Origin of the sequence: Nocardia jiangxiensis NBRC 101359 (genome assembly GCF_000308615.1) — a bacterium.
Classification (GTDB): Bacteria; Actinomycetota; Actinomycetes; order Mycobacteriales; family Mycobacteriaceae; genus Nocardia; species Nocardia jiangxiensis.
In genome coordinates this window covers 178,963-195,802 of sequence record NZ_BAGB01000061.1, presented here as the reverse complement: position 1 = coordinate 195,802, position 16,840 = coordinate 178,963, and the positions used below count along the sequence as shown (strand labels likewise).

The 16,840-nt window shown below is 67.7% G+C and carries 17 protein-coding genes; 6 read left to right on the top strand and 11 right to left on the bottom strand.

Annotation, left to right across the window (positions count from 1 at the left end; translation table 11 throughout):
* The coding region (locus ON40_RS27130; RefSeq protein WP_157186433.1) for an NsdA family TPR-like regulatory protein at positions 1-942 on the top strand (942 nt) is incomplete at its 5' end.
* Between the two features lie 32 nt (positions 943-974).
* Here the strand turns inward: ON40_RS27130 and glgC are convergent.
* A complete protein-coding gene (gene glgC / locus ON40_RS27125; RefSeq protein WP_040827452.1) occupies positions 975-2,189 on the bottom strand; it encodes a glucose-1-phosphate adenylyltransferase in 1,215 nt (404 codons plus the stop codon).
* A gap of 127 nt (positions 2,190-2,316) precedes the next feature.
* On the opposite strand from glgC, the gene glgA reads away from it, so the two are divergent.
* Positions 2,317-3,471: a glycogen synthase gene (glgA, locus tag ON40_RS27120; RefSeq protein ID WP_040827581.1), complete on the top strand. Its 1,155-nt coding sequence runs from the start codon at positions 2,317-2,319 to the stop codon at positions 3,469-3,471.
* A 6-nt stretch (positions 3,472-3,477) separates the two neighbouring features.
* Here the strand turns inward: glgA and ON40_RS27115 are convergent, their stop codons facing one another.
* From ON40_RS27115 to ON40_RS52120, 5 genes are all read right to left on the bottom strand, one after another.
* Positions 3,478-4,329, bottom strand: coding sequence for a putative RNA methyltransferase (locus tag ON40_RS27115; RefSeq protein ID WP_040827580.1), 852 nt, complete (start codon positions 4,327-4,329; stop codon positions 3,478-3,480).
* 21 nt (positions 4,330-4,350) lie between these two features.
* The gene (locus tag ON40_RS50165) at positions 4,351-4,518 is read right to left on the bottom strand and encodes a DUF3117 domain-containing protein (RefSeq protein WP_083895957.1); all 168 of its coding nucleotides are present in this window, start codon (positions 4,516-4,518) and stop codon (positions 4,351-4,353) included.
* 180 nt (positions 4,519-4,698) lie between these two features.
* Positions 4,699-5,274 (bottom strand): DNA-3-methyladenine glycosylase I, encoded by a 576-nt coding sequence (locus tag ON40_RS27110; RefSeq protein ID WP_373281978.1) that lies wholly within the window; start codon positions 5,272-5,274, stop codon positions 4,699-4,701.
* The gene (locus ON40_RS56145) at positions 5,271-6,257 is read right to left on the bottom strand and encodes a DivIVA domain-containing protein (protein ID WP_373281977.1); all 987 of its coding nucleotides are present in this window, start codon (positions 6,255-6,257) and stop codon (positions 5,271-5,273) included. Before ON40_RS56145 ends, ON40_RS27110 begins: the two co-directional genes overlap by 4 nt.
* Before the next feature lie 156 nt (positions 6,258-6,413).
* On the bottom strand, positions 6,414-6,602 hold the full coding sequence (locus ON40_RS52120) for a hypothetical protein (protein ID WP_157186432.1): 189 nt from the start codon (positions 6,600-6,602) through the stop codon (positions 6,414-6,416).
* Between the two features lie 240 nt (positions 6,603-6,842).
* Between ON40_RS52120 and ON40_RS27100 the strand changes: the two genes are divergently transcribed.
* Together ON40_RS27100 and ON40_RS27095 are read left to right on the top strand one after the other, a co-directional pair.
* Complete coding sequence (locus ON40_RS27100) at positions 6,843-8,129, top strand: NsdA family TPR-like regulatory protein (protein WP_157186431.1); 1,287 nt, start codon at positions 6,843-6,845, stop codon at positions 8,127-8,129.
* Positions 8,130-8,211: 82 nt separating this feature from the next.
* Entirely contained in the window at positions 8,212-9,138 is a 927-nt protein-coding gene (locus ON40_RS27095) for an aminoglycoside phosphotransferase family protein (protein ID WP_051193594.1), read from the top strand.
* 31 nt (positions 9,139-9,169) lie between these two features.
* Here ON40_RS27095 and ON40_RS27090 read toward each other — a convergent pair whose 3' ends face one another.
* The 5 genes from ON40_RS27090 to ON40_RS27070 all read right to left on the bottom strand — a co-directional run bounded on the left by ON40_RS27090 (position 9,170) and on the right by ON40_RS27070 (position 15,226).
* The gene (locus ON40_RS27090) at positions 9,170-10,306 is read right to left on the bottom strand and encodes an Mrp/NBP35 family ATP-binding protein (RefSeq protein ID WP_040827450.1); all 1,137 of its coding nucleotides are present in this window, start codon (positions 10,304-10,306) and stop codon (positions 9,170-9,172) included.
* Positions 10,307-10,760: 454 nt separating this feature from the next.
* Positions 10,761-11,606, bottom strand: coding sequence for a lytic transglycosylase domain-containing protein (locus tag ON40_RS27085; protein ID WP_040827448.1), 846 nt, complete (start codon positions 11,604-11,606; stop codon positions 10,761-10,763).
* 112 nt (positions 11,607-11,718) lie between these two features.
* Positions 11,719-13,092, bottom strand: a complete 1,374-nt coding sequence (locus ON40_RS27080; RefSeq protein WP_245568010.1) for a lytic transglycosylase domain-containing protein — start codon at positions 13,090-13,092, stop codon at positions 11,719-11,721.
* Positions 13,093-13,304: 212 nt separating this feature from the next.
* On the bottom strand, positions 13,305-13,889 hold the full coding sequence (locus ON40_RS27075) for a DUF1003 domain-containing protein (RefSeq protein WP_040827447.1): 585 nt from the start codon (positions 13,887-13,889) through the stop codon (positions 13,305-13,307).
* On the bottom strand, positions 13,886-15,226 hold the full coding sequence (locus tag ON40_RS27070; protein ID WP_051193593.1) for a magnesium transporter MgtE N-terminal domain-containing protein: 1,341 nt from the start codon (positions 15,224-15,226) through the stop codon (positions 13,886-13,888). Before ON40_RS27070 ends, ON40_RS27075 begins: the two co-directional genes overlap by 4 nt.
* 77 nt (positions 15,227-15,303) lie before the next feature.
* Here ON40_RS27070 and ON40_RS27065 point away from each other — a divergent pair, with 77 nt between their 5' ends.
* Positions 15,304-16,260, top strand: a complete 957-nt coding sequence (locus tag ON40_RS27065) for an HpcH/HpaI aldolase/citrate lyase family protein (protein WP_040827445.1) — start codon at positions 15,304-15,306, stop codon at positions 16,258-16,260.
* Positions 16,261-16,272: 12 nt separating this feature from the next.
* A complete protein-coding gene (locus ON40_RS27060; protein WP_040827443.1) occupies positions 16,273-16,764 on the top strand; it encodes a YflT domain-containing protein in 492 nt (163 codons plus the stop codon).
* Positions 16,765-16,840 lie beyond the last annotated feature (76 nt).

Genomic DNA, 16,840 nt, shown 5'->3' with positions numbered 1-16,840 from the left:
AGGGGAATGGTCAGAGGGCGGGGTTGGACCGAGGGGGAGCAGGTCTGGCGGCAGCGTCATCCGGGGAACTCGCGCCGTTCGGTGAAAGGCGATATCGGCTCGGCCATTTCGCTGTTCGGGCTCGGCGGACCGCCTCGGGCTGATCGCGATGACGTGGATGCCGACCGGTTGGCCTACGTCGCGGAACATCCGAGGCAAACCGATCGCAAGGCGCTGGATGAGCTGTCCGTCGTTCTTGCCGCGTTGCGCAGACTCGATGACTCGCTGGGGTCGGAATCGGTTCTTCCCGCCGTGAACGGGACCATGATCACCGTCGAGCGGCTCGTGCGGGAAGCATGCGGTTCGATTCGGCCCGCTGTGTTGAATATCGGTGCGCAATGGTTACAGCTATCGGGCTGGCTGAACACGACGACCAAGCGGCATGCGATCGCGCGGACCATGCAGGATCGGATGCTGGAATGGTCCGTCGAACTGGACGATCCGGATCTGATCTCGACCACGCTGGGCGTGAAAGGACATCGAGCGTGGACCGAGGACGAATTCGGTCCGATGATCGGCCTGTCGGAAGCGGCCGGTCGGTACGAGCGGGCATCCCCGGCGGTGCTGGCGGTGGCGGCTCAGCAGCAAGCGCGTGGTCATGCGCTCGTCGGAGAGGCCGAGGAGACCGAGCGCAAACTCGATGAAGCCGATGACTATGCGGTATCGGCTACCGCTGAGCCCGAACGCATTCCGCCGTGGTTGTACTTCCACAGCACGGATCTGCTTGTGCTGCAACGCGGTTTGGCATACAAGTATCTCGCCGAATCCGGCCGGCCGACCTGTCAGCGCAAGGCGATCGACACATTGTCCGCGGGGTTGGCCGGGCTCGATCGTGAGACTCGTGAATCAGATTGGATGCGTTGGTATTTCGACCAGCTGGACGAGTTGACTCGCACCTGCTGAATTCGGGTGGTGATCGGAATCGGCGAATTCGCTTACACCCAAATACCTTTGCCGACGGTCACCACGCCGCCATGGCTCACCGCGAAACGCTGGCGGTCCCGCTCCAGGTCGACGCCGATGATCTCGCCCTCGCCCACCATCACGTTCTTGTCCAGGATCGCGCGGCGCACCACCGCACCACGGCCCACCCGGACGCCGGGGAGCAGCACGCTGCCCTCGACGGTCGCGCCGTCCTCGACGAAAACGTTCGAGCTGAGTACCGAATTGCGGACGGTGGCGGCGGACAGGATGCTGCCGGAGCCGACGATGGATTCCTGGGCCAGACCGCCCTGGGCGAATTTGGCGGGTGGGAGATTCTCCGCGGCACCGCGGATGGGCCAGTGGCGGTTGTAGAGGTTGAAGACGGGGTGCACCGAGACCAGGTCCATGTGGGCGTCGTAGAAGGCGTCGATGGTGCCCACGTCGCGCCAATAGCCGCGGTCGCGGTCGGTGGAGCCGGGGACGTCGTTCTCGGCGAAGTCGTAGACGCTCGCCTCGCCCTGGGAGACCAGCGTGGGGATGATGTCGCCGCCCATGTCGTGATCGGAATCCGAATCGTCGGCGTCGGCGCGGATCGCGTCCACCAGAGTCTTGGTGGTGAACACGTAATTGCCCATCGAGGCGAAGGTCATATTCGGATCGTCCGGAATGCCGGGCGGATGGGCCGGTTTCTCCAGGAATTGGGTGATCCGGCCCGATTCGTCGGAATCGATGCAGCCGAACGCGCTCGCCTCGCTGCGCGGCACCCGGATTCCGGCCACGGTCACCCCGGCGCCTGAATCGATGTGGTGCGCCACCAACTGTTCGGGATCCATCCGATACACGTGATCGGCGCCGAACACCACGATGTAATCGGGATCCTCGTCGTAGATCAGGTTGAGCGACTGCATGATCGCATCGGCGCTGCCGGTGTACCAGCGCGGTCCGAGACGCTGCTGCGCGGGCACCGGGGTGATGTACTCGCCGCCGAATCCGGACAGCCGCCAGGTCTGCGAGATGTGCCGATCCAGCGAATGCGACTTGTACTGGGTGAGAACGCATATCCGCAGATATCCGGCATTGACCAGATTGGACAGTACGAAATCGATCAGCCGGTACGCACCCCCGAACGGGACCGCGGGTTTGGCGCGGTCCTTGGTGAGCGGGAACAGGCGCTTGCCCTCACCACCGGCGAGCACGATCCCTAGTACGTGCGGCTGGCTCCTCACGAGTCCAACTTACCGCCCGAGGAGTGGACGGGTGGTGATGGCGAAGGTGAACGATTAGGTTGGACCGGTGAGTTCCCGTGTGGTGCGCGGTAGCGATCCCCAGGAACGCGACCGCCTCCGGGTCGCGATGATGACTCGTGAATATCCGCCCGAGGTGTACGGCGGCGCCGGGGTGCACGTCACGCAGCTGACCGCGAAACTGCGGCGGCTGTGCGATGTGACCGTGCACTGTATGGGCATCCCGCGCGACGACGCGGTGGTGCATCAACCCGATCCCATGCTGTACGCGGCCAATTCCGCCCTGCAGATGATGTCGGCGCAACTGCGGATGGCCGATGCCGCCGACGGCGTCGACGTGGTCCACTCGCACACCTGGTACACCGGTCTGGCCGGGCATCTGGCCGCCGCGCTGCACGGGATTCCGCATGTGCTGACGGCACATTCGCTCGAACCGCGGCGGCCGTGGAAGGCCGAACAGCTCGGCGGCGGATACCGGTTGTCCTCCTGGTCCGAGCGCAACGCGATGGAGTACGCCGACGCGATCATCGCGGTCAGCGCCGGAATGCGGCACGATGTGCTGGACGCCTATCCGTCCATCGATCCGGACCGGGTTCACGTGGTGCACAACGGAATCGACGCACAGGTCTGGCATCCCGGCGGTCCGGTCCCCGAGGCCCGTGATGTGCTGGACGAGCTGGGGGTGCGCAGGGATCTGCCGATCGTCTCGTTCGTCGGGCGGATCACCCGGCAGAAGGGCGTCGGCCATCTGCTCGCCGCCGCCCGCGATTTCGATCCAGGAATTCAGCTCGTCCTGTGCGCCGGTGCGCCCGACACACCGCAGCTCGAGGTCGAGGTGTCGGCGGCGGTGGCGGATCTGGCCGAACGTCGCGGGGGAGTGTTCTGGGTGCGCGAGATGCTGCCGGCCGAACAGGTGCGCCAGATCCTGGCGGCCTCGGAGGTATTCGTGTGCCCTTCGGTGTACGAGCCGCTGGGCATCGTCAATCTGGAGGCGATGGCCTGCGGTACGGCCGTCGTCGCATCGGACGTCGGCGGGATCCCGGAGGTCGTGTCCGAGGCCACCGGGCGGCTGGCGCACTACGACAGCGAGAAGCCCGCGGATTTCGAACGCGATCTGGCCGAGGCGGTCAATGCCGTCGCCGGTGATGCGCAACTCGCCGAATCCCTGGGCGTCGCCGGACGCGCCCGCGCTGTCGCCGAATTCGACTGGGCGCAGGTCGCCGAGCGCACCGTGCAACTCTACGAACGCATTCGGAAGAACTGATCTCGCTCACGTCCGGCCGAAGGTCGAGACCGTGACCGAGGCCGTCACCCGGACGATGTCGGGCAGGGCGGCGATCCGCTCGGCGCGCTGCTCGGCGGCGTGATGGGCCGAGGGGCCCATGGCGGCGACCGCGGCGATGTCGTCGTGGGTGAGTTTCATCGAGTACTCCACGACATCGCGGTCGCGGAGGGTGAAATGCGCCGACATCGTATCGGCGAGGCGATCGTCCTTGGCGGTGTCCACGCCGATCATGGCCAGCGGCTCGATCAGCTCGGACAGGTGGCGCGGCGTCGGGGTGACCACCGTGACCAGACCGTTCGGGGTTAGCGCTCGGGCGATCTCGTCGGCGTTGCGCGGTGCGAACACCGATAGTGCGTGATCGATCCGGCCGGTCCCGATCGGCAGGCCGCGCCAGGCGTCGGCGAGGATCGAGGCGGCGCGGGGGTGTGCGCGGGCGCCGCGCCGGGCGGCGGGCTTGGACACGTCCAAGGCGATCCCGTACGCATCCGGCGCGGCGTCCAATGCCGCGGCGAGGTAATACCCGGTGCCGGCGCCGATCTCGAGAATCGAGAACGGGGACGGTGGGTCGTCCCGGTGAACGGCGTCGGCCACCGCATCGGCAATGGGTGCGAAATGGCGCGCATCCTGAAAGGCGGCCCGTGCGTCGAGCATGGCCGCGGTATCGCCGGACATTTTCGTCGATGCACCCGTCAGCAAGCTGACATATCCCTGCCGGGCGATATCGAAACCATGTCCGCGCGCGCAGAACAATGAACGATCGCGCACGGCCAGAACGTCACCGCATTCGGGACAGGCCAGCAAGAACGCGACCGTGGCGAGCTGTGTCGCCGGATTCACCACTTCGGGCGAGTCGAGCGACTAACTCGTGACTTGGGTGAGCTCTTTGCCCAGAGCCGCCGCCTCATCGGGCGTGAGCTCGACGACCAAACGCCCGCCACCCTCGAGTGGAACCCGCATGACGATTCCACGCCCTTCCTTGGTTGCCTCGAGGGGACCATCCCCGGTGCGGGGCTTCATGGCCGCCATCCTCTGCTCCCTCCAGATCCGCGCGGTCTTCTGCGCACTTTCTTGGAACTCGTGTTGTTACCAACAGGTAGCCCGCCGAAGCAGCGATCGCCGCGACGAGGGGCTACACCAGGCCCATTCTTCCCTATTGCGGAACTGGGCGGGTACCGGAGTTCCAAAACCGACCAGCCGGGCGTGTACTCACGCGCGCGCGTCAACCCAGCAATCGACCAGATGATCGTTGACCATCCCGGTCGCCTGCATCAGCGCATATGCCGTTGTCGGACCGATGAAACGGAACCCGCGTCGCTTGAGTTCCTTTGCGAGAGCGGTCGATTCGGATGTGACGGCGGGCACATCGGACAGCGCGCGCGGGCGCGTACGCGGTGCCGGGGCGAAGGACCAGATCAACTTGTCCAGACTAGTGTCCAGCTCACGGGCAACCTTTGCGTTTGCGATGCACGACACGACCTTGGCGCGATTGCGCACGATGCCCGGATCTGCCAGCAGCCGTTCCACGTCCGCCTCGCCGAATTCGGCGACCCGCTCGATCGAGAATTCGGCGAAGGCCGATCGGAAGGCCGGACGCTTGCGCAGGATCGTGATCCAGGACAGCCCCGACTGGAACGCTTCGAGACTCATCCGCTCGAACATGGCGTCGTCGCCGTGCAGCGGACGCCCCCATTCCTGGTCGTGATAATCCCGATAGAGCTGCGAGGATTCGGCCCAGCCGCAGCGTACCCGGCCGTCGGGCGTCACGGGCGCGTCGGTACTCACAGCTGCTCCGGTGTGGTCTGTCCGGGCCGGCCGGGCCACGGAACGGGTTGATTGTGCGGGGACTGGGCGACCGGCGGGAGGGACAGGCTGCCGGTTGCCTGGGCCGTCGGCGGCGGAAAGCCCGCGGACTGGTCGAGTACGGGTTGTCCGCCGGTATACGCGCCCGGCGCGACCGGATAGCCGTCCGGTCCGGCTGTTCCGGGGGGCGGTGTTGCGAGGAAGGGGACGCTCGGCTGAGGTGGTCCGCCGGGGGTGACGCCGGGTGGTGCTGTGAAGGGGCTGCCCGGTTGCGGTATTCCGGGGGCGACCGCCGGAATTGCGCCGGATGCGGGCGTTGCGACGATGGGGCCGCCTGCTTGGGGTGGTGCGGTGGGGAGCGGGCCCGTGCCGTTCCCGACGGCGGGGGGTTCCCACGGGCCGGTCTCGGCCGGGTCGTGCCAGGGAATCTGCCCTGTTGCGTGCCCGGGTGCGGCGGGCGGGTAGCCGATTGTCAGTCCGGCCAGTGACGATTGCATTCCATCATTTCGTCCGGGCGTGTCGTTCGGCGTTTCGCCGCTCTGCTCGGTCGAACCGTTGCCGGGGCGTTCGATCCTGGACTCGCCGTGCGGCTGCGGCGTTCCGGTGGCCCGGTGGGCGCCGGTCCATGCGCCGGGGCCGGTCTGCTCCGTGGGCTCGCCGGACTCGGGACGCTGTGGTGATTCGCCGTGCGCCTGGGCCAGCTGCGCTTCCAGTTCGTCGATGCGGGCGGCGAGCCGGGCCAGCGCCCAATCCACCTCGCCCGCCTTGTATCCCCGGAAAACCTGCTGGAAGCGCAGATCTCGGACATCGGCGCCGCTGATGTCGTGGGCCGGCAGCACGGTCTCGGTCGTTCCCTCGGGCAGCGGACCCAGTTCCTCCGCGCGCCCGAACACCGCGCTCGCGACCAGGAACAGCAGCGCGGCGACCAATCCGACGATCAGCACGTACAGCAGCATCGTGAGCATGCGTTCGAGAATAGGGGGCGGGGCCGACAGGAGCGACGCTGCCGTCGGCGGTCCGGAGCGAGTCCCGATCGCGTCGGGAGCCTCGGGCCGGTGACCGGCCCATCCGGCCGGTTCCCCTCCCAGCGGCTCGATGGACGTGGATCACGAACCGCCGGTTCACCTTTCGCCGGTGCGCCGGAAACAGTAGGCGGAAGCGGCCAGATACTGCCGGCAGCCGCCGCCGTGCCCGGCGTGTACGGCCAGGATGAATCGCGCCAGCTCGTCGGTGAGATCGACGGGCTCGTGCGAACAGTCACGGCTGTTCATCAACCACATGTCCCGGGTACCGGAAGACGGTGTGTTCATGGGAGATACCTCCTGGGCGAGTGGACGCACCCGGCGTCGCTCCGCCGTGGTACTCAGGATCGCCGACCACGGTGCGCGATGACTCCGGCTGTGAAGGTGACGCTCGACGCCGGGTGCCCCAACTACTTTCGTCGTTTCCGTACCGATGCGAAATCGCGCAGTGTTGGCGTTGGTGTTGGCCTACTGTTGGCATGAAGGTTCGAAACACAGAATTAACACACACTCACAACAGGACTCCCCATGGTGTTGGGTCGGCCGTGGACCGGCTTCGAAGCAGTGGCGCTGCAGGAGGCTACGCGAAAGTCCGTGCGGGAGTTCGCAGCCCATCTCGGCGTCGAGATGACGACGGTCGCCAATTGGCGCGCGGGCTTGAGTGCGGTCACCCCGCGCCCGCTCACCCAGGAGCTGCTCGACACCCTGCTGGTGCAGGTGGGGCCCGATGTTCGTGAGCGGTTCGAGCAGATCCTCGCCGAAGGCGAGATGACACTCGGCGCGCGTCGTCTGCCCGCCCGCCGCACCACCGCACCGGTCGTGCCCGCCCCCGGCTACGACGCGACGCTGCTCACCCGGCTCGACGACGCTCGCGCGCTGGTCGACCGGACCGTGGCCGCCTGCACGGTCGGCCCGGTGATGGTGGATCTGATGGAGGAGCGGGCCGCCGGACGCGTGCTGGCCTACACCCGCACCCCGCCCGCGCAGGTACTGGCCACGGTCCTGCCGGACGTGCTCGAGGTCCAGGCGGTCGCGACCCAACGTCAGCCCGCGGCAATCCAATCCCGGCTCTCGGAGGTCACCGCGGTCCTGGGCCTGCTGATCGCGGACGCGCTGATGAAACTCGGCCAGATCGAACGGGCGAACTTCTGGTACGGCACCGCGCGCATGGCCGCCGACGACACCGCCAACCTGCGCTTGCGCGCCCAGGTGCGCGCTCAGCACGCGATGCTGCCGTACTACTACGGCAGTCCCGAGCAGGCGGTGGTGCTCGCTCGGGCCGCGCAGGCGCAGTTGCCCGAAACCGCCGATGACGCAACGGCTCTGGCGGCCGCCGCCGAGGCGCGGGCGCTGGCCCGGCTGGGCGATACCGCCGGTGCGGATCTGGCGCTGACACGGGCGGTGCACCGGACCGCCGAACTCGGCGACACCGCCACCGACGAGGCGTTCCGATTCGGTGAAAAGCGTTTGCTGCTCTACCAATCCGGCATTCTGACCAATCTCGGGCGGACCGATGCGGCGCGACGGGTGCAGGAGCAGGCGTTGCAGCTGTATCGGATGAGTCCGGACGTGGTGGTCGATCCCGCGCTCATCGAACTCGACACCGCGATCGGCTACGCCGTCGACGGCGCGGTGGACGAGGCGTGCGAGTTGGCCGCACAGGTGCTGACCACGTTGCCGCCGGAACATCGCACCACGATCGTGCTGACCCGGGCGGCCGCGGTGGTGGACGCCATCGGGGAACGCGGCCGCGGGCGTCGTCAGGTGGACGAGCTGCGGCATCTGGTTTCCGTCCGAGCGGAGGTCGCGCAGTGATCGAACGGTTCTGTCCTGCCCGCGGATTCGATTCCGCCGACGCGCTGTGGCATTCGGTGGTCTTCGGCGGAAGGGGTCCGCGGTGATCACGACGTTCGAACCGGCCGAACCGGTTGCCGCACCGGCGTTCACTCCGGAGCGGACCCAGTCGATACTCGAACACGCCTCCCGTGCAGTGGGTCTGGATCACGCCGGTGCGCAGCTGCTGCGACATCACACCAATGCGGTGTACCGATTGGTGAGCGCTCCGGTGGTGGTGAAGATCGATCGGCCCTGCCAGGGCCGGTCGCCGGTCGACGTGGTCGCGCTGGTGCGCTGGTTGCAGGCCAGGCAGGTGCCGGTGGTGGGGCTCGCGCCGGTGCGGCAGCCGATGGAGATCGGCGGCTCCGCGATCACCTTCTGGCGCTACCTGCCGCAATTTCGCGAGATCACCGCGCCGGATCTCGCCGCGCCTCTGTCGATGCTGCATTCGCTGCGCACCCGCCCACCGCAATGGCTGCCCGCTCGCCATCTGGCCGGAACCTTCACCCGGATCGCGCAATCCATTGCGGCGAGCCGGATCCTGACCTCCGAGGACCGCGCGCTGCTGCGTGCCGAACGAGCCCGCCTGGCCGCCCGCGCCGCCGAAATCAGCTTCGTCCTGCCGCCGGGGCTCATCCACGGCGACGCCCATCATCGGAACATGCTGTGGGACCAGGCCACCGGCCGCGGCGTCCTGTGCGACTGGGAGAGTGCGGCATACGGGCACCCCGAATGGGATCTGGTCACCCTCGAGGTGCACTGCCGCCGCTTCGCCCACCCCGCCGCCGAATACGAGAAGTTCTGCCACGCCTACGGTTTCGACATCCGCACCTGGCCCGGCTATTCCTGGCTCCGCGACCTGCGCGAACTCCGCATGATCACCACCAACGCCTACAAATCCGCCCCCGACACCCCGTGCGCCCGAGAGGTCCTGCGCCGGATAGCAGCCCTGCGCGCAGGCATCCCATCCCGCTGGAACATCCTGTAGCTCGTCTCTCGTATCGGATATCCGAACGAGCTCAGAGATGCCTCGTGGTGTCGATTCCGAGGGACATGCCTGCCAGGCCGCGGCGGCGGACGGCGAGCTTCTCGGCGATGTCGCGCAGGGCCTGCGCGGCCGGGTTGTCGGGGGAGCTCAGGACGATGGGGGTGCCTTCGTCGCCTGCCTCGCGGAGTTCCTGGGTGATCGGGATCTGGCCCAGGAGAGGGACGTTCGCGCCGACGGCCTGGGTGAGGCGATCGGCGACGTCCTGGCCGCCGCCGGAGCCGTACAGGTCCATCCGGGACCCGTCGGGCAGATCCAGCCAGGACATGTTCTCCACCACGCCCGCGATTCGCTGACGGGTTTGCAGGGCGATCGCCCCGGCCCGCTCGGCGACCTCGGCCGCGGCCGGTTGAGGTGTGGTCACCACCAGGATCTCGGCATTGGGGACGAGCTGGGCGATGGAGATCGCGACGTCACCGGTGCCGGGCGGCAGATCCAGCAGCAGGATGTCCAGATCGCCCCAGAACACGTCGGCGAGGAACTGCTGCAGCGCGCGATGCAACATCGGGCCGCGCCACACCACGGGCGTATTGCCCTGGGTGAACATCGCGATCGAGATGACCTTCACCTCGTGCGAGATCGGCGGCATGATCATCCGCTCGACCTGGGTGGGCCGCTGATCGGTGCCGAGCATGCGAGGTACCGAATGGCCGTAGATGTCCGCGTCCAGCACGCCCACCGACAGACCGCGCGCGGCCATCGCGGCCGCGAGATTGACGGTGACACTGGACTTTCCGACCCCGCCCTTACCGGAGGCGACCGCGTAGACGCGGGTCAGCGAACCGGGCTGAGCGAACGGGATCACCGGTTCGGCGGCATCGCCGCGCAACTGCTTGCGCAGTTCGGTGCGCTGCTCGTCGTTCATCACGTCGAGTTCCACGGTGATCGCGCCCGCACCGGGCACATCGGCAATCGCGCGAGAGACCCGATCGCTGATCTCGGTGCGCATCGGGCACGCCGCGGTGGTCAGGTAGATCCCGACGTCGACAGTGCCGTCGTCACCGACCCGGACATCCCTGACCATGCCCAGTTCGGTGATCGGCTTGCGAATCTCCGGGTCGATCACCTTCGCGAGGGCGCCCCGCACATCCGATTCCGTTACCACTGGCATGAGCCGAGTCTAGCGACTGTATTTTCTGCCTCCGCTCCGCTCCGGCTGTTCGCGGCCCCCGAAGTCTCACCGTTCGGCCCCGGTGTCGGGTACTCGTTCTTCGCAGCCGCCACGCGTCCGAACGGCGAGACGGGCCGCGAACGGTGTTTGATTGCCTCCGCTGCGCTCCGGCTGTTCGCGGCCCCTGGAGTCCCGTCGCTCGGCCCCGTGTCGGGCACTCGTTCCTCGCACCCGCCACGCGTCCGAACGGCGAGACGGGCCGCGAACCGTGTTTGATTGGCTCCGCCTCGCTGCGGCGTGTTCGCGGCGCCTGGAGTCTCGCCGTTCAGCCCTGTGTCGGTACTCGTTCCTCGCAGCCGCTACGCGTCCGAACGGCGCGACGGACCGCGAACCGTGTTGCTGGCGTCCGCTTCGGCGGTTCGGCCGAACTCGTCGGCCGAGTCCGTCGGCTGTGTCAGATGGTGGGCAGGTCCGCGGCGTGCGGGGTGACGCCGGTGCGGTAGGCGGTCTCCCACGCCATGACGTTCGCGACGTAGGCCATCGAGTTGTTGTAGCGCATGATGGCCCGCGACTGCTGGGACAGATCCCGCATGTCCAGCCCGCCCTCGCACAGATACTTGCCCGCGGTCAGCGAGGCGTCGTAGATGTTCTGCGGATCGGAGATGCCGGAGCCGCGGGCATCGCCCGCGTACTTGCGGTAGGTGTCGGGCAGGAACTGCATGGGGCCGACCGCGCGGGCGTAGCTCGCCATGCCGTCCAGTGCGCCGCCGTCGGTCTCCGGGACGACGTTGTTGCCGTAGAGGCTGCCGTCCAGGACCGGACCGTAGATCGGCTCGATCGGATTGCCGTCGGCGTCGAGCTTGCCGTACGCCTGATGCGATTCGATCTGACCGATACCGGCCAGCATCGACCACGACATATGGCAGTTCGGATCCTCCTGGGCCAGGATGTGCTCGGCGTTCTGGTAGGCGGCGTAGGCCACGCCGGGCATGCCCAGCGGACCGGCCGGAACCTGCGCCTGGGCCCGATTCTCCGGCAGCGCAACCGATTCCACGACCGGCGGCCCGGGGTGCTTCGCCAGGTGCATGGTCTCCTCGGAGACCGCTGCGGCGGTGGCGACCTGAGCCTGCTGTGCGCCCGAATTGTGTTGCGCCGCCGACAAGGCCGCGAACTCTCCGGTGTTCAGCTCCGAGGCGGAGGCGGTGCTGACCGTCACGACCCCTGCGGGGACGAGACCAGCCAACGCGATAACAGATCCGCGCCGGAATACGGGCTCCGGCTGCTTGCGGTGACGTCCCACTGTGTGGTGACCCTCCAATGCTCGCTGTGAGCTTTGCGTGACACAACGATTGAAGGTTACCGCATCCGAGATCTTTTCGTTACTCCTTCGTGATGGTCTTCTCGGTTTAGCGTTACCGAGGGGCCGGCGGCGGCGGGATGACGATGCCGAACGGCAGCGTGATTCCCGGCGGAGCCGGTGCGACGGTGGGCGCGGGCGCGGGCGCCGCGGGCGGTGCGGGATCGGGCGTCTTCGCCGGTGGCGCAGGCTGTTGCGGCGTAATAGCCGGTGCGGGCGCCGGGGCTTGCTGGACGTCCGGGGTGCCCGGCGCCGACTGCATCTCGGCCGGTGCCTGCGGTTGCGTGCAGGCCGCAGGCTGTTGCGACTGCTGGGCGTTCGGGTCCGTCGGATCGGCCTGGGGAGCTGCGGCCGGATCGCCGGGTTTCGCCGGTGTGCCCGGATTTGCCTGGCCCGCAAGCACTCCCGGAGCCCACCGGAGGAATTGGGCCAGCGGGTTGCGCGGATCCTGATTCTGCGCCGGGATCGGCGTGGTGGCGGGGTCGCAGGGCGCGGGCTGCTGCGGCGGTGGGCAGAAGACGCCGCACGGAATCGGCGGCAGCCCAGGGATATTGATCATCACCTGCGTCGGCGGCGTCGGCGCGGGCTGGTTGCCGCCGCCGGTGACCGGGGCCTGGGTGGCGGGGCCGGGGGCGGCGGTCACCTTCGAATTGGCCGCGGTCATATCCGATCCCGCGCCCTCGGGCATCGTGCCCGGCGCAACCAGATCCGGGGAGATGGTGACCTGGGTCGGGACGCCGCCGGTCCGGTAGGCGTTGGCCCAGCTCAACACTTCCGAGGCGTAGGCGATGGAGTTGTTGTAGCGCAGCACCGCGCGCAGCTGCTGCTGCGGATCGCGCAGGTTCAGCCCGCCCGAGCACAGATATTTGCCCGCGGCGAGTGCGGCGTCGAAGACGTTGTTGGGGTCCGGACGGCCGGTGCCCCGGCCGTCGGAGGCGTATTCGGCCCATGTGCCCGGCAGGAACTGCATCGGGCCGATGGCGCGCACGAAACCGCCGTCACTGGATTTGAGCACCTCGTTGCCGGGCAGCGTGCCGTCCAGGGACGGGCCGTAGATCACCCCGACAGTCGTGCCGTTGGCGTCGGTGCGGCCGTTACCGGCGTGGTTCGATTCGATCTTGCCGATACCCGCCAGCAGACTCCAGTTCAGCCCGCAGCCGGGATCCGAGGACGCCAGCGCCAGCTCGGCATTGCGATAGGCCGCCAGCACGATCTCCGGGATGCCGAAGACTCCGGCTCCGCCCGGGACCAAGATGTCCTGCAACGGCATCGTGCCGCCGAACAGCGGGAGATCGTCGGTCGGCGCGGACATCGCGCGAAGTTTGCGGGCGGGTTCGGGCGCGGCGGGAACGAGGCCGAAGGTCTCATCGGTGGGGGCCGCGGCCGAAACCGCGGGGTCGGCGGCGGCCGCGAGTTGCGGTTCGGACACGGTCTGCGAGTGTGAGTGCACAGCGGTCTGAGCTGCCGAGCCCGAGGCCACTAAACCTGCCGCCACCAGCGCCGATACGGTAACCGGTCCAGATATTCGCATCGACACACCAATCCCCTCTGGTCATGTGAGCGGCTCGGGTACAACCCGCCGTTCCGAACAACGTGATCCAGGTTACCTATGGGTCACGACGATGTTGTCGATATTTGCGGTCAGTTGCCGCTCAGTTGTGGCGAAATCGGTACCGGGCCCCGCTTTCGATCGGTACTCTTCCTCGTTTTGGCCCCATCGCCCGGATCTTCATCGTCCAGCGGGGCGATGGACTCGATCCGGTTCAGCATGCCCTTGATGTCCTCCAGCTCTCGGCGCAGATAGTCGCGCGTGGCCACCTCACCCACCGCGATCCGCAACGCCGCCAGTTCGCGGGCCAGGAACTCGGTATCGGCCTTGGTCTGCGCGGAGCGGCGACGATCCTCTTCGAGCGAGACCCGGTCCCGGTTGTCCTGCCGGTTCTGCGCCAGCAGGATCAGCGGCGCGGCATAGGCGGCCTGAGTGGAGAAGGCCAGGTTGAGCAGGATGAACGGATAGGGATCCCAGCGCAGGGCGATCGTGAAGATGTTCAGCACGATCCACACGAACACGATGACGGTCTGGATCACCAGATAGCGGCCGGTGCCCAGGAATCGGGCAATCCGCTCGCTGGTCCTGGCCATCGCCTCGGCGTCGAAATCGAATCGGAATCTGCTCTCGACCGGGGTCTCCAGGCGGGCACGTGGCTTATCGGCGCGGTCTGTCACTGCAGTTCTCCTTCGGCCCCGACCCCCATGCCCTTGCCGGCGTGCGCGGCGGGCTGGACGTCGTGCGCCTCCTCATCGTGTTCTCGCCAGTCCTCGGGCAACAGATGATCGAGAACATCGTCGACGGTCACCGCGCCCACGAGGTGATTCTCCGAATCGACCACCGGCCCGCAGACCAGGTTGTAGGTGGCGAAGTAGCGGGTCACCGCCGGAAGCGAGGTCTCGGGCCGGAGCTGGGACAGATCGGTGTCGACGATACCGCCGAGCAGGGTTGCCGGTGGTTCGCGCAGTAATCGCTGCGTGTGCACGCAACCCAGATAACGTCCCGTCGGAGTGGCCGTCGGCGGCCGGACCACGAACACCATCGAGGCCAGCGCCGCGGGCAGATCCGGATCGCGCACCCGCGCCAGCGCCTCGGCCACGTTGGCGGCCGGGGGCAGCACCACCGGTTCGGGGGTCATCATGCCGCCCGCGGTGTAGGGGGAGTATTCGAGCAGGCGGCGCACCGGTTCGGATTCCTCCGGATCCATCTGCGCCAGCAGCGCCTCGGCCTCCCCCTCGGGCAGTTCGCCCAGCAGGTCGGCGGCGTCGTCGGGATCCATCGCTTCGAGGACGTCGGCCGCGCGGGACACGCCCAGATTCTGTACGACATCGATCTGGTCGGTTTCGGGCAGTTCCTGGACGACGTCGGCGAGGCGCTCGTTGTCCAGGGCGCGGACCAGTTCGATGCGACGTTTCTCGGGCAGTTCGCGCAGCAGATGGGCCACATCGGCGGGGCGCAGACCCTCGAACTGTTCCAGCAGGGCGGTCACGCTCTGGCCGGGCAGGTTGAGTTGTTGCAGATTCAGGCCGCGCACCTCGGTCCAGTCCACGACGTGTACCGCGCTGCGGCGCAGGGCCCGGCCCAGTCCGCGATACCGGCGCACCGCGACGCGCGAGACCACCCAGTCGCGGGTGCGGGTCTGTTCCATGCCCAGATCGGCCACGAAGACCTCGACGCCGGCGAGTTCGGGCAGATCGGGGTCCTCGACCTGTACGCGCGAGTCGAGGATCTGGGCCAGGGCGAGCATCTCGCCGGGACGTTTCTGGAACCGGCGCAGGCTGACCGTTCCGGTGTTGAGGCTGACCGAACCGGGCTCGATCGAGGTGACCCGCAGCATGGGCACGAAAATGCGTTTGCGCGTTGGCAATTCGACGATGAGCCCGAGCACTCGGGGTTGTTGTCGGTCGTAGCGGATGGAGATGGCCGCGTCCCGGACACGGCCGATCGATTCGCCGTCCGGCCCCAGGACCACCAGACCGGCGAGCCTGGCCGCGAAAACCCTCGTCGAAGCCATGCCTGAAAGGTTAGAGGCACCGCTCCGAGGCCGTATCGATAGACTCACCACCGAACCCAGACCTGGAGGAGTCGCGCATGCCAACCCGCCGTTCGGTGCTCGCAGTTCCCGGCAGCAACCCCCGGATGATCGAGAAGGCCAAGGGTCTTCCGGCAGACGAGATATTCCTGGATCTCGAGGATGCGGTGGCTCCGGCCGCCAAGGCCGCGGCGCGGGGAAATATTGTCGCGGCGTTGAATTCGCCGGGCTGGGGCGATCAGATCCGGGTGGTGCGGGTCAACGACTGGACCACGCCGTGGACCTACGCCGACGTGATCGCCGTGGTCGAGGGCGCGGGTGCGCATCTGGACGCGATCCTGCTGCCCAAGGTGGTCGACGCGGGTCAGGTGCGGGCGCTGGATCTGCTGTTGACCCAGCTGGAGAAGGCGTGCGAGCTCGAGGTCGGCAGTATCGGCATCGAACCGCAGCTGGAGAACGCGCTGGGCCTGCGCAACATCGATGAGATCGCCACCGCGAGCCCGCGGGTGCAGACGCTGGTGTTCGGTCCCGCGGATTTCATGGCCAGTATCAATATGCGCACGCTGGTGGTCGGGGAGCAGCCGGAGGGCTACGACACCGGCGATGCCTACCACCACATTCTGATGACCATCCTGCTCACCGCCCGCGCACACGGGCTGCAGGCGATCGATGGCCCCTACCTGCAGATTCGTGATCTCGACGCGTTCCGGCGGGCGGCGGCTCGCACCGCGGCGCTGGGTTTCGACGGCAAGTGGGTGCTGCATCCGACGCAGATCGAGGCCGCGAACGAGATCTTCAGTCCGCGGCAGGCCGATTACGACCGCGCCGAGGAGATTCTGGACGCGTACGCCTATCACACCTCGGCCGACGGCGGTGCGCGCGGCGCGGTCATGCTGGGTGAGGAGATGATCGATGAGGCGAGCGCGAAGATGGCGCACGTCATAGCGGAGAAGGGGCGTGCTGCGGGAATGGTGCGAACCACGCGTTTCGTACCCCCGTCGGCCGCCGAGAACTAGCATGATGGAGTTATGACCAACCCACTCGGGAATTCGAACCGCAATCGGCAGGGCCTGCCGACCCCGCCGTCGGGCTGGCCGGTCGGGTCGTATCCGACGTATGCCGAGGCCCAGCGCGCGGTCGACTATCTGGCCGACAACCAGTTCCCGGTGGAGAACGTGACCATCGTCGGGGTGGACCTGATGCAGGTCGAGCGGGTGCTCTACCGGTTGACCTGGGGCAAAGTCATTGGCGGCGGCATGGTTTCGGGCGCGTGGCTGGGCCTGTTCCTCGGCCTGCTGCTGAGCCTGTTCACCAGCGGCGGCGCGGTCGGCCCGTTGATCGTCGGCCTGGTGGGCGGTGTGATCTTCGGCGTCATCTCCACCTCGATCCCGTACGCGGCCACTCGGGGCCAGCGTGATTTCGCCTCCACCATGCAGCTGGTGGCCGGTCGTTACGACGTGCTGTGTGAGCCGAAGGCCGCCGAACAGGCTCGCGACATGCTGGCCCGGCTGGCGATCTGAGCGGTATGAGCTATCCGGCACGCGCACCTCGGTGGCGCGCAATCAGACGGTGCCGCGCCGAGGGGGGAGCCGGGTC